Origin of the sequence: Sorangium sp. So ce1504, assembly GCF_051521635.1 — a bacterium.
Taxonomy (GTDB): domain Bacteria; phylum Myxococcota_A; class Polyangia; order Polyangiales; family Polyangiaceae; genus Sorangium; species Sorangium cellulosum_B.
The window spans coordinates 13,025,861-13,041,673 of sequence record NZ_CP150365.1; the positions used below are offsets into that span (position 1 = coordinate 13,025,861).

The following is a 15,813-nucleotide window of genomic DNA, read 5'->3' on the forward strand; positions in this document are numbered from 1 at the left end:
CGCCTCGTGCCCTCGTGGATGGGCTCGCTGCCTTCTTCAGGGTCTGATCGCGAGCAGCGTCGGCGTTTGACCGGGTGCCGCGGCGGCCATCGCGTCGATCAGCGCGCGCGGCTCGCCAGGCCCGACGGCGCCCGTCTTGCGGACGGCGTCGACCCTGCTGAGCCCCCACAGGAGCGCGGCCGCCGCCGGCGTGGGCAGGCGGCTCACCGTCACCATCGGCTCCGGCGTGATGGTGTTTCCGAGGTGACGCACCACGCGGAGCCCTTCCTCCATGGCGCGCGCGAGGCTCATCGCCTCTGCCCACGACACGCCTGCTTGCCGCGCGTGGGCCGTGACGATGGCGACCATCGCCGGCACGGCGAGCGCCGCGTGCGTGCGCAGCCAGCTCTCCATGTCGGAGTGCACGACGGCGGGAATGCCGGCGTCCGTGAAGACCTTCGCCCAGGCCGCGTCGGTCACCGTGGTGACCATCCCTCGGGTGACGACCTTCGACGTCAGCTTGCCGTCCTCGAGGGTCGCCAGGATCGCAGGGAAGCCGAAGGCGAAGCGCGCCGGACCCACCGCCTCTCGGAGGCGGCCCAGCGGCTCGAAGGTGTTGAACATGAACATCACGGACTTCGCCGCGCTCCCGGCCAGCGCAGGGAGCACGGCGTCCACCTGGAACGCGAGCACCGTCACGAGCACCAGATCCCACGGCGCCGTCGCGTCGAGCGCGGCGCTCACGCGCACCGCCGCGCGCTCGCCCGCGGCGCTCACGATCGCCTCGTCCCGCCGCAGCTGCTCCAGCCGCTCTCCACGGGCGATCACCGTCACCTCGTGCCCCGCGCGCGCGAGCTGAAAGGCAAAGGTGCTTCCAATCCTACCGGCGCCGACAATGGCAATCTTCATGCGTTACACCGTAGCTCCTGTGGGAAGATCTCATGGATAACGGGCCGATTCAGAAGTACCGGCCCAGGCTCTCCTTGGTGAACTCCGTCAGCTCCGAGGTCCTGCCGGTCTTGATCTTCTCCACCCAGGCCGGGTCGTTGAGCAAGGGGCGCCCGACGGCGACGAGATCGAAATCGCCGCGCTCGAAGCGGCGCACGAGCTCGCCGAGCCCCTGGGGCGCGGAGGGCTCGCCCGCGAAGTTCCCGAAGAGGTCGCCGGACAGGCCGACCGACCCCACGGTGATCGTGGGTTTGCCGGTGATCTTCTTCGCCCATCCCGCGGCGTTCAGATCGGAACCGGCGAACTCGGGCTCCCAGTAGCGTCGCTGGGAGAGGTGGAGCACATCGGCGCCCGCCTCTGCCAGCGGCAATAACCACTGCTCCATTTCCTTCGGCGTCTTCGCGATCTTGTGATCGTACGCGCCCATCTTCCACTGCGAGAGGCGGAGGATCACAACCATCTCCGGCCCGACGGCCTCTCGAACGGCCTCGAGGACCTCCACGGCGAAGCGATTCCTCTCGCCGATGGTCTTTCCTCCATACTCGTCGGTGCGCTGGTTCGTCACCTCGTAGAAGAACTGATCGATGAGGTACCCGTGGGCGCCATGGATCTCGATGGCATCGAAGCCGAGGCGCTTCGCGTCGGCCGCCGCCTTGCCGAAGGCCCGCACGGTGGCGTGCACGTCGTCGCGCGACATGGTCGCCGGGCCTTCCAGGGCCGCGGGCTCCTCGTGGCCGTTCGGATCCTGCTTGGCGAGCCCGACGTGCCATAGCTGGGGCGCCATCTTCCCTCCCGCCCTGTGCACGCTGTCGATGACCTTTCGCCAGCCGTCCAGCGCCCGCTCGCCATAGAAGTGGGGTACGTCGCGGAGGTGAAGCTTGCCCGGCCGCTCGACGACCGTTCCTTCCGACAGGATCAGCCCGACGTCTCCGGCAGCGCGTCGGGTGTAGTAATCGACGTTCGGCTCGCCCGGCGCGTTGCCCGGCGATCGCTGGCGCGTCATGGGCGCCATGACGAACCGATTCTCGAGCTTCAGCCCCTTCAGCTCGAATGGCTTGAAGAGCGCGCTGACGTCGTCGTTCTTGTTCGATTGCGGATCCGCCATCGCTCCGTCCCTTCTTCCGTTCTCTGCGGGCCGTTGTCGTCACCGCGCCGCGGCCGGCAGCGCCCTGGCGCTCCGGCAACGCCCGCGCCTGCAATCTCGACACCGCGCGGCGCCCTCGTCATCGACGGCGCGCTCTTCGGTGTTAAACCAACTGGATGGTTTAAACCTAGGGAGCGGCCTTGGCCGTGTCAACTGGGCGAGGCGGCGGTGCGCTCTCCTTGCCGCGCGCCACGGCGTGTGCTCCATGAAGGATCCACCCATGCGCTACGATTCGGCGGCGACCAAGAAGAGGCTCCTCGACGCTGCGCTCGACGAGTTCGCCGAGCGAGGGCTGGCTGGGGCGCGCGTGGACCGCATCGCGGAGCGGGCCTCGGCGAACAAGCAGGCCATCTACGCCTATTTCGGCTCCAAGGAGGGTCTGTTCCGCAGCGTGCTCGAGGAGCGGTGCCAGATCGCGTTCGACGCCGTGCCCTTCGACCCGTCGGACCTGCCGGCCTTCGTCGCAGGCGTCTTCGATCACCTGGTCGAGAATCCGAAGAGCGTGCGGATGATGATGTGGAGGCAGCTCGAGCTCCCCGACGAGGCGCAGCACGACGTCGCGACCGCCAAGGTGCAGGAGCTCGCCGCGGCCTACGACCTCGGGGCGACACCGAAGCCGTGCGCCGAGGACCTGTTCGTCATCCTCCTCGGGCTGTCGATGTCCTGGTTCAGCTTCGCGCCAAACCAGCCGGCCGCGAAGGGATCGGCGGCGGAGCAGCGGCTGCACGCCTTCAGGCGCTCGCTGGTCACGGCGGCCGACGCGGTCGTGAAGGCGATGGCGACGAAGAAGCGGTAGCTGGTCCGTGCCAGGCCTGGGCGTCATTTGCCGCCGAGGATGCCGCCGGCGCGCTGCCAAAGCAGGCGGGCGCTCGGCAGTCCATGACGGCTGCCCGCGAGCATCGCGGCGCTCAGGGGAACCACGCGGCGACCTGCACCACCTCGCGCGCCGCACCGGCCAGGCCGTCGTCGCCCGCGAGGGCCGCGATGAGCGGCGCGAGCTTCACGAGGGTCACGCCGTCGCCTGCGAGCGCGGCACCGCGGTATTCGTCGGCGACCGCGTCGAGCAGGATGCCGAGCGCCGCGGCGGCGCCCTCGGGCGGGAAATGGCGGGCCAGCGGGACCAGGTCGAGCAGGCGGCTCGGCTCGTCGGCGCCGAAGCGCAGGGCCAGTGGGAGGGCCTGACGCGTGAACTCGGGGGCGTGCGCGGGATCGTGGCGCGCCAGGATGCCGAGGGCGGTCAGGCGGCCACCGTCGCTGAGCAGCGCGACCTCGGCGAGGAGCGCGTCGCTGTGGCCCGTCGCCGCGAACCAGGGGCAGACGTCGAAGAGCATCCAGCCGCGCTCGCGCGGCTCGGCCTGCTGGATGGCCTCGTCGATCCGCGCCAGCAGCCGCGCCGGCTCCGCGGCGAACGGGAGGCTGCGGGCCAGCGCCCGCACGCGCGCCGCTTCCGGCAGCGTCTCGAGCAGGTCCTCGGCGGGATCGCCCAGCGCCCGGAGGCGCGGGATCAGGCTCTCGAGGAGCTCGGCGGCGCGCTCGCCGAATTGGGGTGCGAGCGCTGCGGCGCGGCGGGCCTCCGGGGCGTCGAGGAACGGCACGAGCTCCGCGAGAGTCCGTTGCATCAGCAGGTCGTACGGGTTGACGTGCTGCTCCACCGCGGCGAAGGCGGCGCGTACGCGCTCGGGATCGCCGGGGCCGCGCGCGAGCGCGGCGAGCGCTCGCGCCCGCGCGGGCCCGGGCAGCGCCTCCGCCTCGGGCCAGAGCGCCTCGGCGACCGCGCGCGGGTAGCGGTCGGCGAACAGGTCGAGATCGCCAGGATCTCCGCCGCTGTCACGGAGGACGGCGAGCGCCTCGCGCACGACGGCGATCCCTTCCTCTGGTGGCAACCACTTCGCCACGAAGAGCAGCTGGTGCGCTCGATCCTCCGCCTTCTCCGTCGTCCGGTACGTGGCGAGCGCTTCCCGCGCGAACGCGTATCCCGTCTCGCCTCCGACGATTTCGGCGAGGCTCAGGAGGCCATCCCCGCGGAACTCGGCCGCCGGGGTGCGCCGTGCGGCGTCCGCGGCCCACGCGAGTACCTCGGCGCGCGCCGGGCCGGCCGTCATCGCCGCGCCGAGCGCGGTGAGCGCCCTGGCCTGATCTCGCTCGTCCGCGATCGGCGTTTCCCGGATCATGGGCTCGACGCCCACAGGAGCTTCGTGGTCCTCGCGGTCGGCGTATGAGTTCATGCTCGCCTCGACCAGAGCCGCGCGCACCGCGAGGGCCGTTGCCTCGTGACCCATTGGAAGCGGCTCGACGGCGCGGCGGCGCACGCGCTCGAGGTCGGCGACGAAGCCGAGGCAGCCCTCGGGCCGAGCCATCCAGCGGGCGAGGTGCTCCTCGGTGACCAGCGCGGCGAAAGCCTGGAGCGGCGCGGCGGCCTGCTCGAGGTGGGCGCGCGCGTAGGCGCACGGATAGCCGTCCGGCGGGAGCGACAGCAGGCGGCGGATCGACGCGTCCCGCGCGCCGCGGTCGAGGCGCTCCTCCACCTCACGGCGGGCCGCGTTCGAGCGGAACGCGTACGTGCCCTCGAAGGCTGCGACGAGCGGCTCGATCCCGGCGAGGGCGCCGTCGATCGGGGCTCCGAGGGCGGCGGTGATCTCGTCTTCACGAAGCCGGCCGTAGGCGACGGAGAGCAGGCCGAGGAGCTTGGCTGATGCGGCGCCCGCGGTCGCGAGGAGCTCCGCGGGATCGCCCGGCGCAGGCCAGGGCCGCGCCGGCAGTGGATGGATCCGCGTGCGCGCCGGATCGAAGCCGAGGCGCTGGATCCACGCGCGGGCCGCGGCGTCGTCGCCCTCGACGGTGGCGAGCACCTTGACGCGGGGACCCACGGCGGAGAACAGCGCTGGCCAGGCGACGAGCGGTTCCGCTTCCTCGACGTCGGTGATCGCGAGCAGCAGCGAGGGCTCGCCCTCGGTCGGCCCCACGCGCAGATGCTCTTCCGAGATCCGCGTGCGCAATAGCCGAGGTGGGCCGCCCACATAATCGGCGCGCAGTCGCGAGGTGAGCAGCGCGACCAGGTCGCGCTCGAGCCTGAGATCAGTGCCGATGGGAGCGAGCTGCGCGGTCCGGGCCGGGCTCTCCTGCGACGCGCGGACCAGGTGGGCTGCCACGACCGCACGCCGGCTCGAGCGCGGGCCGTGCAAGATTGCATAGGGCAGGTCCGGCTCGTCGAGCCATCGGCCGAGCGCGGCCAGCGCGGTGTGCTCCTCGGTGTCGAGCTTGGCGCATGACGCCTCGTCCCAGGCGCAGCGGCAGGCGCGCTCGATGGGTGCGGGGGCGGGGATCCGGGGCGGGGGTGTCGTCATCGCATGCGTCGCTTGCCGTTGATGGGTCAGATTGGGCTTCCGTTGCGACGTTCGCTTGGCGCATCCTTCGTTGCGGAGCTGGCGCGCCGTCTCCCCTCGCGGAAGCTTTTACCGCGCCACCGGGTGCGCGTCGGCGTGAGGCTTTCCGCGTCGATAGCGGCGCTCAGGGGAACCACGCCGCGACCTGCACCACCACGCGCGCCGCGCCGGCTAGGCCATCGTCGCCCGCGAGCGCAGCGATGAGCGGCGCGAGCTTCACGAGGCTCACGCCGTCGCCCGCGAGCGCGGCAGATCGGATGTCTGCGGCGAGCGCGTCGAGCAGGAGACCGAGCGCCGCGACGGCCTCTTCGGCCGGGAAATGGCGGGCAAGCGGGAGCAGCTCGAGCAGGCGGCCCGGCTCGTCGGCGCCGAAGCGCAGGGCCAGGGAAAGGGCGCGGCGCGTGAGCTCGGGCGCGTGCGCGGGATCGTGGCGTGCCAGGAAGCCGAGGGCGACCTGGTGGTAGGCGTCACTGAGCGGCGCGATCCAGGCGAGCACCGTGTCGCTGTGACCCGTCGCTGCGAACCAGGGGCCCACGTCGAAGAGCAGCCCGTAGCGCTCGAGCGGCTCGGCCTTCCGAATGGTCTCGTCAATGTGCGCCCGCAGCCGCGCCGGCTCCGCGGCGAAGGGGAGGCTCCGGGCCAGCACCCGCACGCGTGCCGCTTCCGGCAGCGTCTCGAGCAGGTCCTCGGCGGGATCGCCCAGCGCGATGAGACGCGGGATCAGCTCCTCGAAGATCTCGGCGGATTGCTCGCCGAAGCGGGGCGCGAGCGCCGCGGCGCGGCGGGCGTCCGGGGCATCGAGGAACGGCACGAGCCACTTGAGCCTCCGGTGCTCGTCCAGGTCGTATGGGTCGGCGTGCTGCTCCAGCGCGGCGAACGCGGTGCGCACGCGCTCGGGATCGCCGAGGGCCCGCGCGAGCGCGGCGAGCACCCGCGCTCGCGCGGGCTCAGGCAGCGCCTCCGCGTCGGGCCAGAGCGCTTCGGCGACGGCACGTGGAAAATCGCTGGCGAAGACCTCGGCACGGCCAGGATCTCCGGCGCCGTCGCGGAGGCTTCTGAGCGCCTCGCGCGCGACTGCGATCCCTTCCTCCGGAGGCAACCCCTTCGCCATGAAGAGCATCTGGTGCGCGCGATCCTCCGCGTTCTCTGTGGTCCGGAACGTCGCGAGCGCTTCCCGTGCGAACGCGTATCCCGCCTCGCCCTCGACGACATCGGCGAGGCTCAGGAATGCGTCGCCGCGGAAGTCGGTCTCCGGGATGCGCCGTGTGGCGTCTTCGGCCCACGTGAGCACCTCGGCGCGCGCCGGGCCGGCCGTCATCGCGGCGCCGAGCGCGATGAGCGCCCTGGCCTGATCTCGCGCATCCGCGATCGGCGTTCGCCGAGTCATCGGCTCGACGCCCACCGGAGCATCGTGGTCCTCGCGGTCGGTGTATGAGTTCACGCTCGCCTCGACCAGGGCCGCGCGCACCGCGAGCGCCACGGCTTCGTGACCCAGACCCATTGGAAGCGCCTCCACGGCGTGGTGGCGCACACGCTCGAGATCGGCGACGAAGCCGAGATAGCCCTCGGGCCGAGCCATCCAGCGGGCGAGGTGCTCCTCGGTGACCAGCGCGGTGAATGCCTGGAGCGGCGCGGTGGCCTGCTCGAGGTGGGCACGCACGTAGGTGCAGGGATAGCCGTCCGGCGGGAGCGACAGCAGGCGGCGGGTCGACGTCTCACGCGCGCTGCAGTCGAGGCGCCCCTCCACCTCGCGGCGGGCCGCGTTCGAGCGGAACGCGTACGTGCCCTCGACGACCGCGACGAGCGGCTCGACCCCGGCGAGGGCGCCCTCGATTGGGGCCCCGAGGGCGGTCGTGATCTCGTCCTCGCGAAGCCGGCCGTAGGCGACGGAGAGCAGGCCGAGGAGCCGCGCTGGCACCGCGCCGGCGGTCGCGACGATCTCCGCTGGATCGCCCGGCGCGGGCCAGGGTCGCGCTGGCAGCGGATGGATCCGCGTGCGCGCCGGATCGAAGCCGAGGCGTGGGATCCACGCGTGGGCCGTAGCGTCGTCGCCCTCGACGGTGGCGAGCACCTTGATGCGGGGACCTACGGCGGAGAACAGCGCCGGCCAGGCGACGAGCGGCTCCGCCTCCTCGACGTCGGTGATTGCGAGCAGCAGCGGCGGCTCGGCCTCGGGCGGCCCCACGCGCAGGTGCTCTTCCGCGATTCGAGCGCGCAGCAGCCGAGGCGGGCCGCCCACATAATCGGCGCGCAGCCGCGAGGTGAGCAGCGCGACCAGGTCGCGCTCGAGCCTGAGATCAGGCCCGACGGGCACGAGGCGCGCAGCGCGGGCGGTGCCTTCTTGCTGTGCTCGGACCAAGTGGGCGGCCACGGCCGAGCGTCGACTTGGGCGCGGGCCATGCAAGATCGCATAGGGCAGCTCCGGCTCGTCGAGCCACCGGCCGAGTGCGGTCAGCACGGTTTGCTCCTCGGGGTTGAGGATGGCGCTCGACGCTTCATCCCAGGCGCAGCGGAAGGCGCGCTCGACGAGCGCGGGGGCGAGGATATGGGGCGGCGGTGTCGTCATCGCACGCGTCAGGTGGTGAACGGGGGTGTCGTGGAGCGCACCGTCCGGATGTTGTGTCGTCGAGAGTTTGTATCCTGGCTACTCTGTGTGAAAGTACCATCCCATCGGCCCATCTTGTTCACCTTCGTCTCACTCTTGTTGTTAGGGCCGATCACGCCGCCCTTTGCGTCGTCGCCGATGTTCGCCGGGTGGAGGCCGAGCTCGCGGAAGATCTGCGCGCACATGGGGCAGGGCGCCATGCCGTCGCCCGTCTCGGTCGTGGTCTCGATCGTCGCGCCATCTCTGAAGCGCTTCTGAAGCGCAGCGCGCACCTCTTCGTTGTTCATCTTTGGCTTCCCCTGCGCCGTCCGCAGCGCGTTTCCTTCGGTGCGGATCTGCCGCGCCATCTTGTGCAGCGCATCCACCTCCGCGCACGTCGTGTCTCCCGTCGGGGTCGTCTTCGGGTCGCGCGCCCTCTGCGCGTTCTTGACGGCCTCGGTGATCGCGTCGTCCTTGCCGAACCGCTCGCGCTGAGCCTCTGCGCTCGGCCCGCCGCGCACTCCCTGGCTCTTGCCCTCGATATCGCCCGGGACCCCGCGACGGTTCTTCGGATCGGTGAAATCCTTGCCCTCCGGGTTGTTCCCGGCCGCGTTCCGGACGGTCGAGAACGGCATCAGCCCGCTCGGATCGACGAACCGCGTCGGCGCGTTGCCGGCGTAGTCGAAGCCGTTGAACCCGCCGTCGAGCCCCGCCGGGTCCGCGCTCAGGTACCGGCCGAGCGCCGGGTCGAAGTAGCGGTAGCGGTTGTAGACGAGCCCCGTCTCCTCGTCCTCGTACTGGCCCGGGAAGCGGAGCGGCGTCGTGGTCCGCCCGCCCTCCTTCACCTTCGCGCCGAACGCGGATCGATCGAGCTCGCACACCACATCGCCCGCGGGGCCGACCAGGCGCTCGGGCGCGCCCACGTCGTCGTTGAGGTAATGGAACCACGGGCTCTCCTCGCGCCGCCCGCCCGCCACGCGCGCGTCGCGGTGAGCCCAGGGGGCGTACCGGGCCTCCTCGAAGCAGTACGTGCGCTCCTCCACGACGGGATCGCCCGACGCCTGCGCCACGCGCTTGATCTCGTGGACGAGCACGCCGCCGTCCCACACGAAGCGCACGCTCGACAGCTCGCTCCGCTTCCCGTCGGGCGTTCGCTCGAACGTGCGCTTCCCGATGCGCCGCGCGAACGGATCGTAGCTGTGCTCGACCACCCTCCCGTCGGGCTTCTCGACCGCGGCGAGCAACCCGAGGGCGTTCCATGTGTACCGCGTCAGCCGCCCCTCCGCGTCGCGCGCGCTCGTGAGCCTGCCCGACTCGTCCCATGCGTACGTGGTGCCGCCCTTCTGCACCAGGCGGTTCCCGGCGCCGTAAGCGCGCTGCTCGCCGTCCGGCTCGTGGAGGTTGCCCGCGGCGTCGTACGCGAAGCGTTGCCCCCGGCCCCGCTCGTCGCGGACCCCCAGGAGCTGCCCCGCGGGGTCGTGCTCGAACAGCCTCCGGCCGAGCGCGTCGTCCCACGACTCGACGAGCTCCGAGCACGGCCCGTAGCGGAACGCCTGGTACACCGTCGTCCCCGGCGGGCGAGGGCCGACCCACTCGGGCCGGCCGGCGCCCGCGCTGGCTTGCCCGGGGAGGCCCACCCAGCGCTGGGCCATGCGGCCGAGCGCGTCGTAGACGACCTGGATGCGCCCTCCGTCCGGCAGCGCGCGGGCGATCTCGCGCCCGAGCGCGTCGTGCGCGACCCCGACCGCGGTGCGCCCGTCCAGCACCACCTGCGTGGCCCGGCCGCAGGCGTCCCGCGCGAAGGCGGCCGAGTGGCCCAGCGACGTCGTCCGCTGCACCACGTTGCCCATGAGATCGTACGTCCGCCGCACGACGAACGCTTCCCCCGACGCGAGCTGCCGCTCCTCCACCACCCAGCCCACGGCGTTGCGCGTGAACGTGAGCTCCCCGGCGGGCGTGACGGCGGCGATCAGCTGCCCGCAATGATCGTACTCGAACGATTCCGTGGCGCCGTCCGGCAGGGTGCGCCGTACCAGCTGTCCGGCCGCGTCATAGGTGAACTCCGTGAGCTCGCCCGCGCCGGTCTTCTCGTGGAGGAGCTGCCCGGCCATGTCGTGTCGATAGTGCTTCTCCAGCCCGGCGAACGTCCGCTCGTACACCATGCGGCCCGCTGTGTCGTAGCGCATGAGGTACACGTCTCCCCGCGCGTTCTCGGCCTGCACGAGGCGGCCCTCGCGGTCGTAGCCGAGCCGGTTCACCTCGCCGTTCGGGCGGCGGATCGCGCAGACCTTGTGCAGGCCTCCCCGATCGAAGCGCGTCGATGTGCCGTCCGGGTGGTCGACGCGCACGACGTCCCCGTTGCGATCGTGGGCATAGCGGGTCACGCCCCCATCCGGGTGGCGCACGGCGACGCGATCGCCCCGGTCGTTGTAGGCGTACGACGTGATGTGCCCGAGCGCGTCGCGCACCGAGAGGCAACGTCCCCAGTAGTCGTAGACGTGCTCGGTGACGGCGCCTATCCCGTCGATCTTCTGGATCAGGTTGCCGTGCGCATCGTGGAGGAAGCGCGTGCGGGCGCCGTTCGGCGCGACGGTCTCCGTGATGAGCCCCCGCGCCTCGATGCGGACCTCGAAGGTCGCGCCGATCGGATCGGTCCAGTACAGGGCGCCCGCGGTGCGCGTCACCTCCGTGACGCCGCCGGCCGGGTCGGTGACCCGGCGGATGTGCCCGTCCGGCTCGCGCTCGATGACGGTAATGCGGCCCAGCGGATCGCTCACGCGGAGCGTGCGGCCCCGGGCGTCGCGGACCCAGGTCGTGGTGGCCCCGAGCGGGTCGGTGAACGAGCGGAGATTGCCATTCTCATCGTAGGTGCGGCAGTAGACGGCCCCGCCGGATACGGCCTTGTCCAGCTTGCCGAACTCGTTGGCGAAGTAGCGGTGCACGGTGATCGAGTCCGCCACCTCCGAGTACCCGTCGTCGCCATAGACGAGCGTGCAGTGGTAGATCCCCTTGGCCTTCGTGCCGTCCGCGAGCGTATCGGGCACGCCCTCCGCGAGGCCGAGGCGCCCCGGATCGGGGTGGTCGCCCCAGGTCTCGACGCAGCGACTACGCTCGTCGTACCGGAAATGGAAGGTGAGGTCCTCGGGATCCGTGCGCGACGTCAGCCGGTGATCGTCGTAGGTGTAGCGGCTGACGCAGCCTTCAGCGTCCGTATCGGCGACGAGGTCGCCGCGCTCGTTGTAGGTATAGCTCCGGAGGGTCACCCACCTCCCTCGCTCGGGCGCGTTCTTGACCTCGAGCGCGGCGACGCGGCCGTCGGGCGTGCGCCGCACGCGCACGACGCGGCCGGCAGCGTCGGTGATCGACTCGATACGCCCCTCGCGGTAGGTGAGCCGCGTCGTGTTGCCATGGGCATCGCGCACGGCGGAGAGGCGGTATGTCGAGCCGTCACGCTCGGAGAACAGGTAGAACGTGCCAGCGGCGTCATCGAGCACGAACCCGCTGGCATCGCGGGTCAGGACCCAGCCGTCGGGGCCGATGCCGGCGTCCCCCTCGGCGATGGGGTCGAACGAGAGCTCCGCGCCGGTGTCGGTCCACAGCACGGTGGTCTGGCGCCGCACCTCGACGGCCCACGCGAACGAGTGAACCCAGCCGAAGCCGAGGCCGACGTCGCGCTCGCGGGCGCTCGAGCTGTAGCGGCGCACGAACCGCAAGCCGAGGGCGCCGAGCAGCTCGAGGTCGACGACGGGATCGGTGAACACGCGGCCGGTGGCGACGTCGACCGGGTCGCCCTTCGACACCTTCCCGCTCTTCTTCGATCCGTGGTGGTTCGGGCAGCCAGAGCCGTCGCCGCCCGCGCCGCCGCAGGCCGACTTCCCCCCTCCGTTGGCGCCGTCGCCCCCGTTGGAGCCGTCGGCGCCCTGGTCCTTGCCGCTCCCCTTGCCGCCCTTGCCGCTGCCGCCGCCGCTGCTTCCGCCGCCGCCCATGATGAAGACGCCGGGGTTCATGCCGGGGATCGCGGGGATATTCGGGACGGGGGCCGTGCGCGCCATTGGATCGAGCGTAACAGCGGGGCACAGCACCTGAAAGGCGCCTCTTCTCGCCACGATCGCACTGGAGAGCACGTCGACCCGATCGGTCAGCCGCAAGGTCTACCGCGCTGTCTTCTCGTTCGACCTGTCTCCAACCTATCCGCATTTCCGCGATCGAGGGTTGCGGCAAGGGGTGAGCTGTCGGTATCGTGCGCGCCATTCGCCCACTCAGGAGCTCTGCCGTGCACAAGATCTACCTCGCCCTTTCCGCAGCATTCCTCGTCACCTCTACGGCCTGCTCGGATGAATCCAATCCAAGCGATACGAGTAATGATCAGTCCAGCAGCAGCACTTCGACCAGCAGCGCCTCGGGCAGCGGTACCGGAGGCAGCGGCGGGTCAGGGAGCACGGGCGTCGGAGGAGGCGGCGCGGCTGGGACGGGCGGATCGGGCGGCGCAGGCGAGGGCGGCGCAGGCGAGGGCGGCGCGGGAACAGCAGGCGGGCCCGCTACCGGGGCCGGCGGCGACCCGGGCACCTCATCCCTGGGTTTCTTCGTGTCCACCCCGAGCGACAGCGGCGGCGATCTGGGCGGCATCGCCGGCGCGGACGCGACCTGCCAGGCGCTGGCGGCCGAGGTGGGCGCCGGCGGTCGCACGTGGCGCGCGTACCTGAGCACGAGCACGGAGGATGCCCGCGATCGCATCGGCAAGGGGCCCTGGGTCAACGCCAAGGGCGTCACGGTGGCCGCCACTGTCGAGGCGCTGCACGCGCTGCCCGGGGGCAACCCGGAGCTCTTCGTCGATCACAAGGGCAACCCCATCAACGGCCAGTGGCAGGGCTCTCCCACGCCGATCGAGCACGACATCCTCACGGGCTCGGCGGCGGACGGCACGGCCCTGGCCGCCACGTGCAATGACTGGACGTCGTCCACCGCCACGCCTGGGCCGCAGGTGGGGCACTCCGACGGCCTCGGTCCGGGGATGAGCGGCCAGGCCCCCTACAACTCGTGGAACTCCGTGCACGCCCCCGCGGGTTGCAGCCAGCAGCAGCTCGCGGCGGTGGGCGGCGCGGGCCGTATCTACTGCTTCGCCGCGGACTGAGCCTTCGCCCGGCTCAGGCGGTCACGCCGGGCTGGATGCCGTTCAGCGCAATCACGTCCTGCTTGATCGACGCCCTCGTCGAGGCCGCGGCAGCGCCGGCGGCCTTCGCGAGGGCGTCGCCGCTCAACCGTCGAACGGGTTCTTGAGGACGAAGAGGCGCGGCGGATCATCGAAGCCGCGGCTCCCGATGAAGGCGAGCGACTCGCCGTCGATCGATACGAGATCGACGGCGTCTTCGATGTCCAGATCCGGATAGGTCACCGCGTCGACCTGCGCGAACGTCTCCGTATCGAGCAAACGGAGCACCGCGGGGTCGCTGAAGTCCACCGACAGCATGAGGAGGCGCGGCTCCGGTGCGAGCGGGAGCACGGCGCTCCCGCTGAACGCGAACTCTCCGGCCCTCGTGGGGGACGACGGATTCGAGACGTTCACGATCTGCCCGCTCGTGGCGTAGACCCGGCCGTCCGCGTAGACGATGTCGGTGTCGAAGCCGGAGATGAGATCCTCGTGCTCGGTCGAGGTAAGGCCGGTCTCCGTGACCTTCAGCGAGTAGAAGCCGTACCCCGTATGGAGGTTGTTGTAGCCGAACACCCGTCCGGCCGGGCCGCCCGTCAACCGTGACGCGCCCGTGTGCCCGGGCGTCTGGTCAGGCCGGGCGACGCCGCCGTCCACGACCGCCGACCCCGCATAACTCGGGCTCACGTCCTCCCGGTGGAGCGAGAGCGCCACGCTGTCCGTCGTCCCCGGCAGCACCACCATGGGACCGGCGTAGGCGAGATCGCCAAGTTCTCCCTCGGGCAGCGGGTACTGCTCGGCCGGCACGGGCGAGCCCGACGTGAGATCGACCCGCCGTATCTCGTAGCTGCCTTGCAGGCTCACCCACAGGGTCGAGGCGTCGTCCGAGAGCGCCATGGTCAGCGGTTGCGAGCCGACGAAGACCGAACCCGTCACCCTGGCCGACGCGGCGTCCACGACGACCACGGAATTGGCATACTCAGCAGCGTCTCCGGCCACGGTCGCATAGAACACGCGCCGGACAGGGTCGGCGATCACATGGCGGGCCTCGACGCCGACCTCGGTGAGCTCGGACGGCGAGGAGCCGCCGCTACCGCTGGAGCCGCCGCCGGAGCCGGTCGTCACGCCGCTGGTACCGCCCGTTGCGTCGGGGCAGCTGCACCGTCCAAACGTCTCGTCCGAGAGGCAACTCTGCACCCCCACGTCGCCGCCCAGGCAAGCGCAGGACGCTTGCTGCCCCGGCACACATCGCCCCTCCGGCTTCGGCGGATCGAGGCGTATGCCATCACCGCAACCCGCGGCGCTCAACCACACAACGCTGGCAACCAGAGACCTGATGAGTCGCACGGACGCACCTCCCATGATGCGAGCATCGTGGATGCGACAGGGAGGAGCAAGATGATCTCGGTGACGCTGCCCCGGACAGCACATCTCCGTCGGGCAACCCCATCCTCGTTGGGTTCACCGCGGCATCCGCATCGGGCGGCGCCGGCCACGGGAGAATCGAGCTGGTGGATAGTTTATCGCGCGGCCTGCGGATGGCCGGAGTCTGGCGTTCGCCGACCGAACCTCGGTCGCGAGCGGGGCGAAGCTTAGGCGGTCGCGCCGGGCTGGATGCCGTTCAGCGCCATCATCTTCCGCCGCTCGTCGTCCTTGTTGAGGCCGCGGTACCGCTCGTCGAGCTTCGCGACATCGAGCTTCAGGATACGGCCGTAGAGCGAGAGGGCGACGCCGACGATCGACGGGTGGCAGGCGGACTTCACCCGCTCATCGTAGTAGGGATACGCCGCCTCGTGGAAGCTGCGCAGGTTGTAGAACGGGATGCCCGGGAACTTGTGGTGCTCGTTGTGGTACGTGACGTTGTTCCAGAGGAAGTTCGTGACGCGCGCGCTCGTCCCGTAGGTGCGAGAGCTGTAGGCGTCCTCCCCCGGGAGCATCTCGTAGTGCTCGATCATCGAGGTCACGCTGGCGAGGATGGCGCCGAAGACGAACGGCAGGACATAGAAGAAGAAGAACACCTGGAGCGGCATGACCCAGTAGAAGAAGGCCATGAGGCCGTAGAAGCCGAGGAGCTCCACGTTCATCTTGACGCGCTGGAGCGGCGACAGCCGCTTCACGTACCGCGCCATGCAGCCCAGGAAGTAGAGCGGATAGGCGAACGTGTAGACGGCGAGGAGCAGGAGCCTCGCGAGGACGGGGTTCCGCGTGTAATCCGTGACGACGAAGTTGTCGACGTCAGGGTACGTGTTCGCGATCTTGTGATGATGAAGGTGGTAGTTCGTGTACAGCGTCACGCTCATGCCGGTGGGCGCCCAGCAGAGCAGGGCGATGACGTACGAGGTGAGCTTCGAGCGCGAGCAGCTGCCGTGGACGGCGTCGTGCGCCACGGCGCCGAGGCCGCGGACGAGGTTGGCGATCAACCACGAGCAGGCGACCCCGATCGGGATGGCGAGCGGGTGGTGCTGCGTCGCGTACAGCACCCACGTGACCGCGGCCCAGATGCCGAAATGAAGCGGGATCTTGAGCAGGTGAATCGGGTTGCGCCTGTAGGCAGCCTGCAGCAGCTCCCGCGGTACTGTGTCCATGCCGGCCATGCTGATCTCCGTGTTTCTCGCGCGTGCGCGGCCCG

The 15,813-nt window shown here is 70.9% G+C and carries 9 protein-coding genes; 2 read left to right on the forward strand and 7 right to left on the reverse strand.

All coding sequences use genetic code 11. The features are described 5' to 3' along the window. Positions 1-36: 36 nt before the first annotated feature. Both WMF39_RS49225 and WMF39_RS49230 read right to left on the reverse strand, forming a co-directional pair. Positions 37-888, reverse strand: a complete 852-nt coding sequence (locus WMF39_RS49225) for a ketopantoate reductase family protein (protein WP_437743348.1) — start codon at positions 886-888, stop codon at positions 37-39. Positions 889-937: 49 nt separating this feature from the next. Next, on the reverse strand, positions 938-2,032 hold the full coding sequence (locus WMF39_RS49230) for an NADH:flavin oxidoreductase (protein ID WP_437743349.1): 1,095 nt from the start codon (positions 2,030-2,032) through the stop codon (positions 938-940). 259 nt (positions 2,033-2,291) lie between these two features. On the opposite strand from WMF39_RS49230, the gene WMF39_RS49235 reads away from it, so the two are divergent. Next, on the forward strand, positions 2,292-2,867 hold the full coding sequence (locus WMF39_RS49235; RefSeq protein ID WP_437743350.1) for a TetR family transcriptional regulator: 576 nt from the start codon (positions 2,292-2,294) through the stop codon (positions 2,865-2,867). Positions 2,868-2,979: 112 nt separating this feature from the next. Here the strand turns inward: WMF39_RS49235 and WMF39_RS49240 are convergent, their stop codons facing one another. The 3 genes from WMF39_RS49240 to WMF39_RS49250 form a co-directional block, all read right to left on the reverse strand. Continuing rightward, positions 2,980-5,415 carry a hypothetical protein gene (locus WMF39_RS49240; RefSeq protein WP_437743351.1) on the reverse strand — a complete coding sequence of 812 codons (2,436 nt, stop codon included), beginning with the start codon at positions 5,413-5,415 and terminating at the stop codon, positions 2,980-2,982. Positions 5,416-5,578: 163 nt separating this feature from the next. Further along, positions 5,579-8,020 carry a hypothetical protein gene (locus tag WMF39_RS49245; RefSeq protein WP_437743352.1) on the reverse strand — a complete coding sequence of 814 codons (2,442 nt, stop codon included), beginning with the start codon at positions 8,018-8,020 and terminating at the stop codon, positions 5,579-5,581. A gap of 8 nt (positions 8,021-8,028) precedes the next feature. Continuing rightward, positions 8,029-12,186 carry an RHS repeat-associated core domain-containing protein gene (locus tag WMF39_RS49250; RefSeq protein ID WP_437743353.1) on the reverse strand — a complete coding sequence of 1,386 codons (4,158 nt, stop codon included), beginning with the start codon at positions 12,184-12,186 and terminating at the stop codon, positions 8,029-8,031. Between the two features lie 437 nt (positions 12,187-12,623). Here WMF39_RS49250 and WMF39_RS49255 point away from each other — a divergent pair, with 437 nt between their 5' ends. Then, positions 12,624-13,169: a hypothetical protein gene (locus WMF39_RS49255; RefSeq protein WP_437743354.1), complete on the forward strand. Its 546-nt coding sequence runs from the start codon at positions 12,624-12,626 to the stop codon at positions 13,167-13,169. A gap of 123 nt (positions 13,170-13,292) precedes the next feature. Here WMF39_RS49255 and WMF39_RS49260 read toward each other — a convergent pair whose 3' ends face one another. Both WMF39_RS49260 and WMF39_RS49265 read right to left on the reverse strand, forming a co-directional pair. After that, positions 13,293-14,531 carry a YncE family protein gene (locus WMF39_RS49260; RefSeq protein ID WP_437743355.1) on the reverse strand — a complete coding sequence of 413 codons (1,239 nt, stop codon included), beginning with the start codon at positions 14,529-14,531 and terminating at the stop codon, positions 13,293-13,295. Positions 14,532-14,776: 245 nt separating this feature from the next. Further along, positions 14,777-15,769: a fatty acid desaturase family protein gene (locus tag WMF39_RS49265; RefSeq protein ID WP_437743356.1), complete on the reverse strand. Its 993-nt coding sequence runs from the start codon at positions 15,767-15,769 to the stop codon at positions 14,777-14,779. Positions 15,770-15,813: the final 44 nt, after the last annotated feature.

Excerpts from the sequence above, each read along its gene's own strand:
- WMF39_RS49225 (WP_437743348.1), bottom strand. The coding sequence starts at position 888 with ATGAAGATTGCCATTGTCGGCGCCGGTAGGATTGGAAGCACCTTTGCC.
- WMF39_RS49245 (WP_437743352.1), bottom strand. The coding sequence starts at position 8,020 with ATGACGACACCGCCGCCCCATATCCTCGCCCCCGCGCTCGTCGAGCGC.
- WMF39_RS49235 (WP_437743350.1), top strand. The coding sequence starts at position 2,292 with ATGCGCTACGATTCGGCGGCGACCAAGAAGAGGCTCCTCGACGCTGCG.
- WMF39_RS49230 (WP_437743349.1), bottom strand. The coding sequence starts at position 2,032 with ATGGCGGATCCGCAATCGAACAAGAACGACGACGTCAGCGCGCTCTTC.
- WMF39_RS49265 (WP_437743356.1), bottom strand. The coding sequence starts at position 15,769 with ATGGACACAGTACCGCGGGAGCTGCTGCAGGCTGCCTACAGGCGCAAC.
- WMF39_RS49240 (WP_437743351.1), bottom strand. The coding sequence starts at position 5,415 with ATGACGACACCCCCGCCCCGGATCCCCGCCCCCGCACCCATCGAGCGC.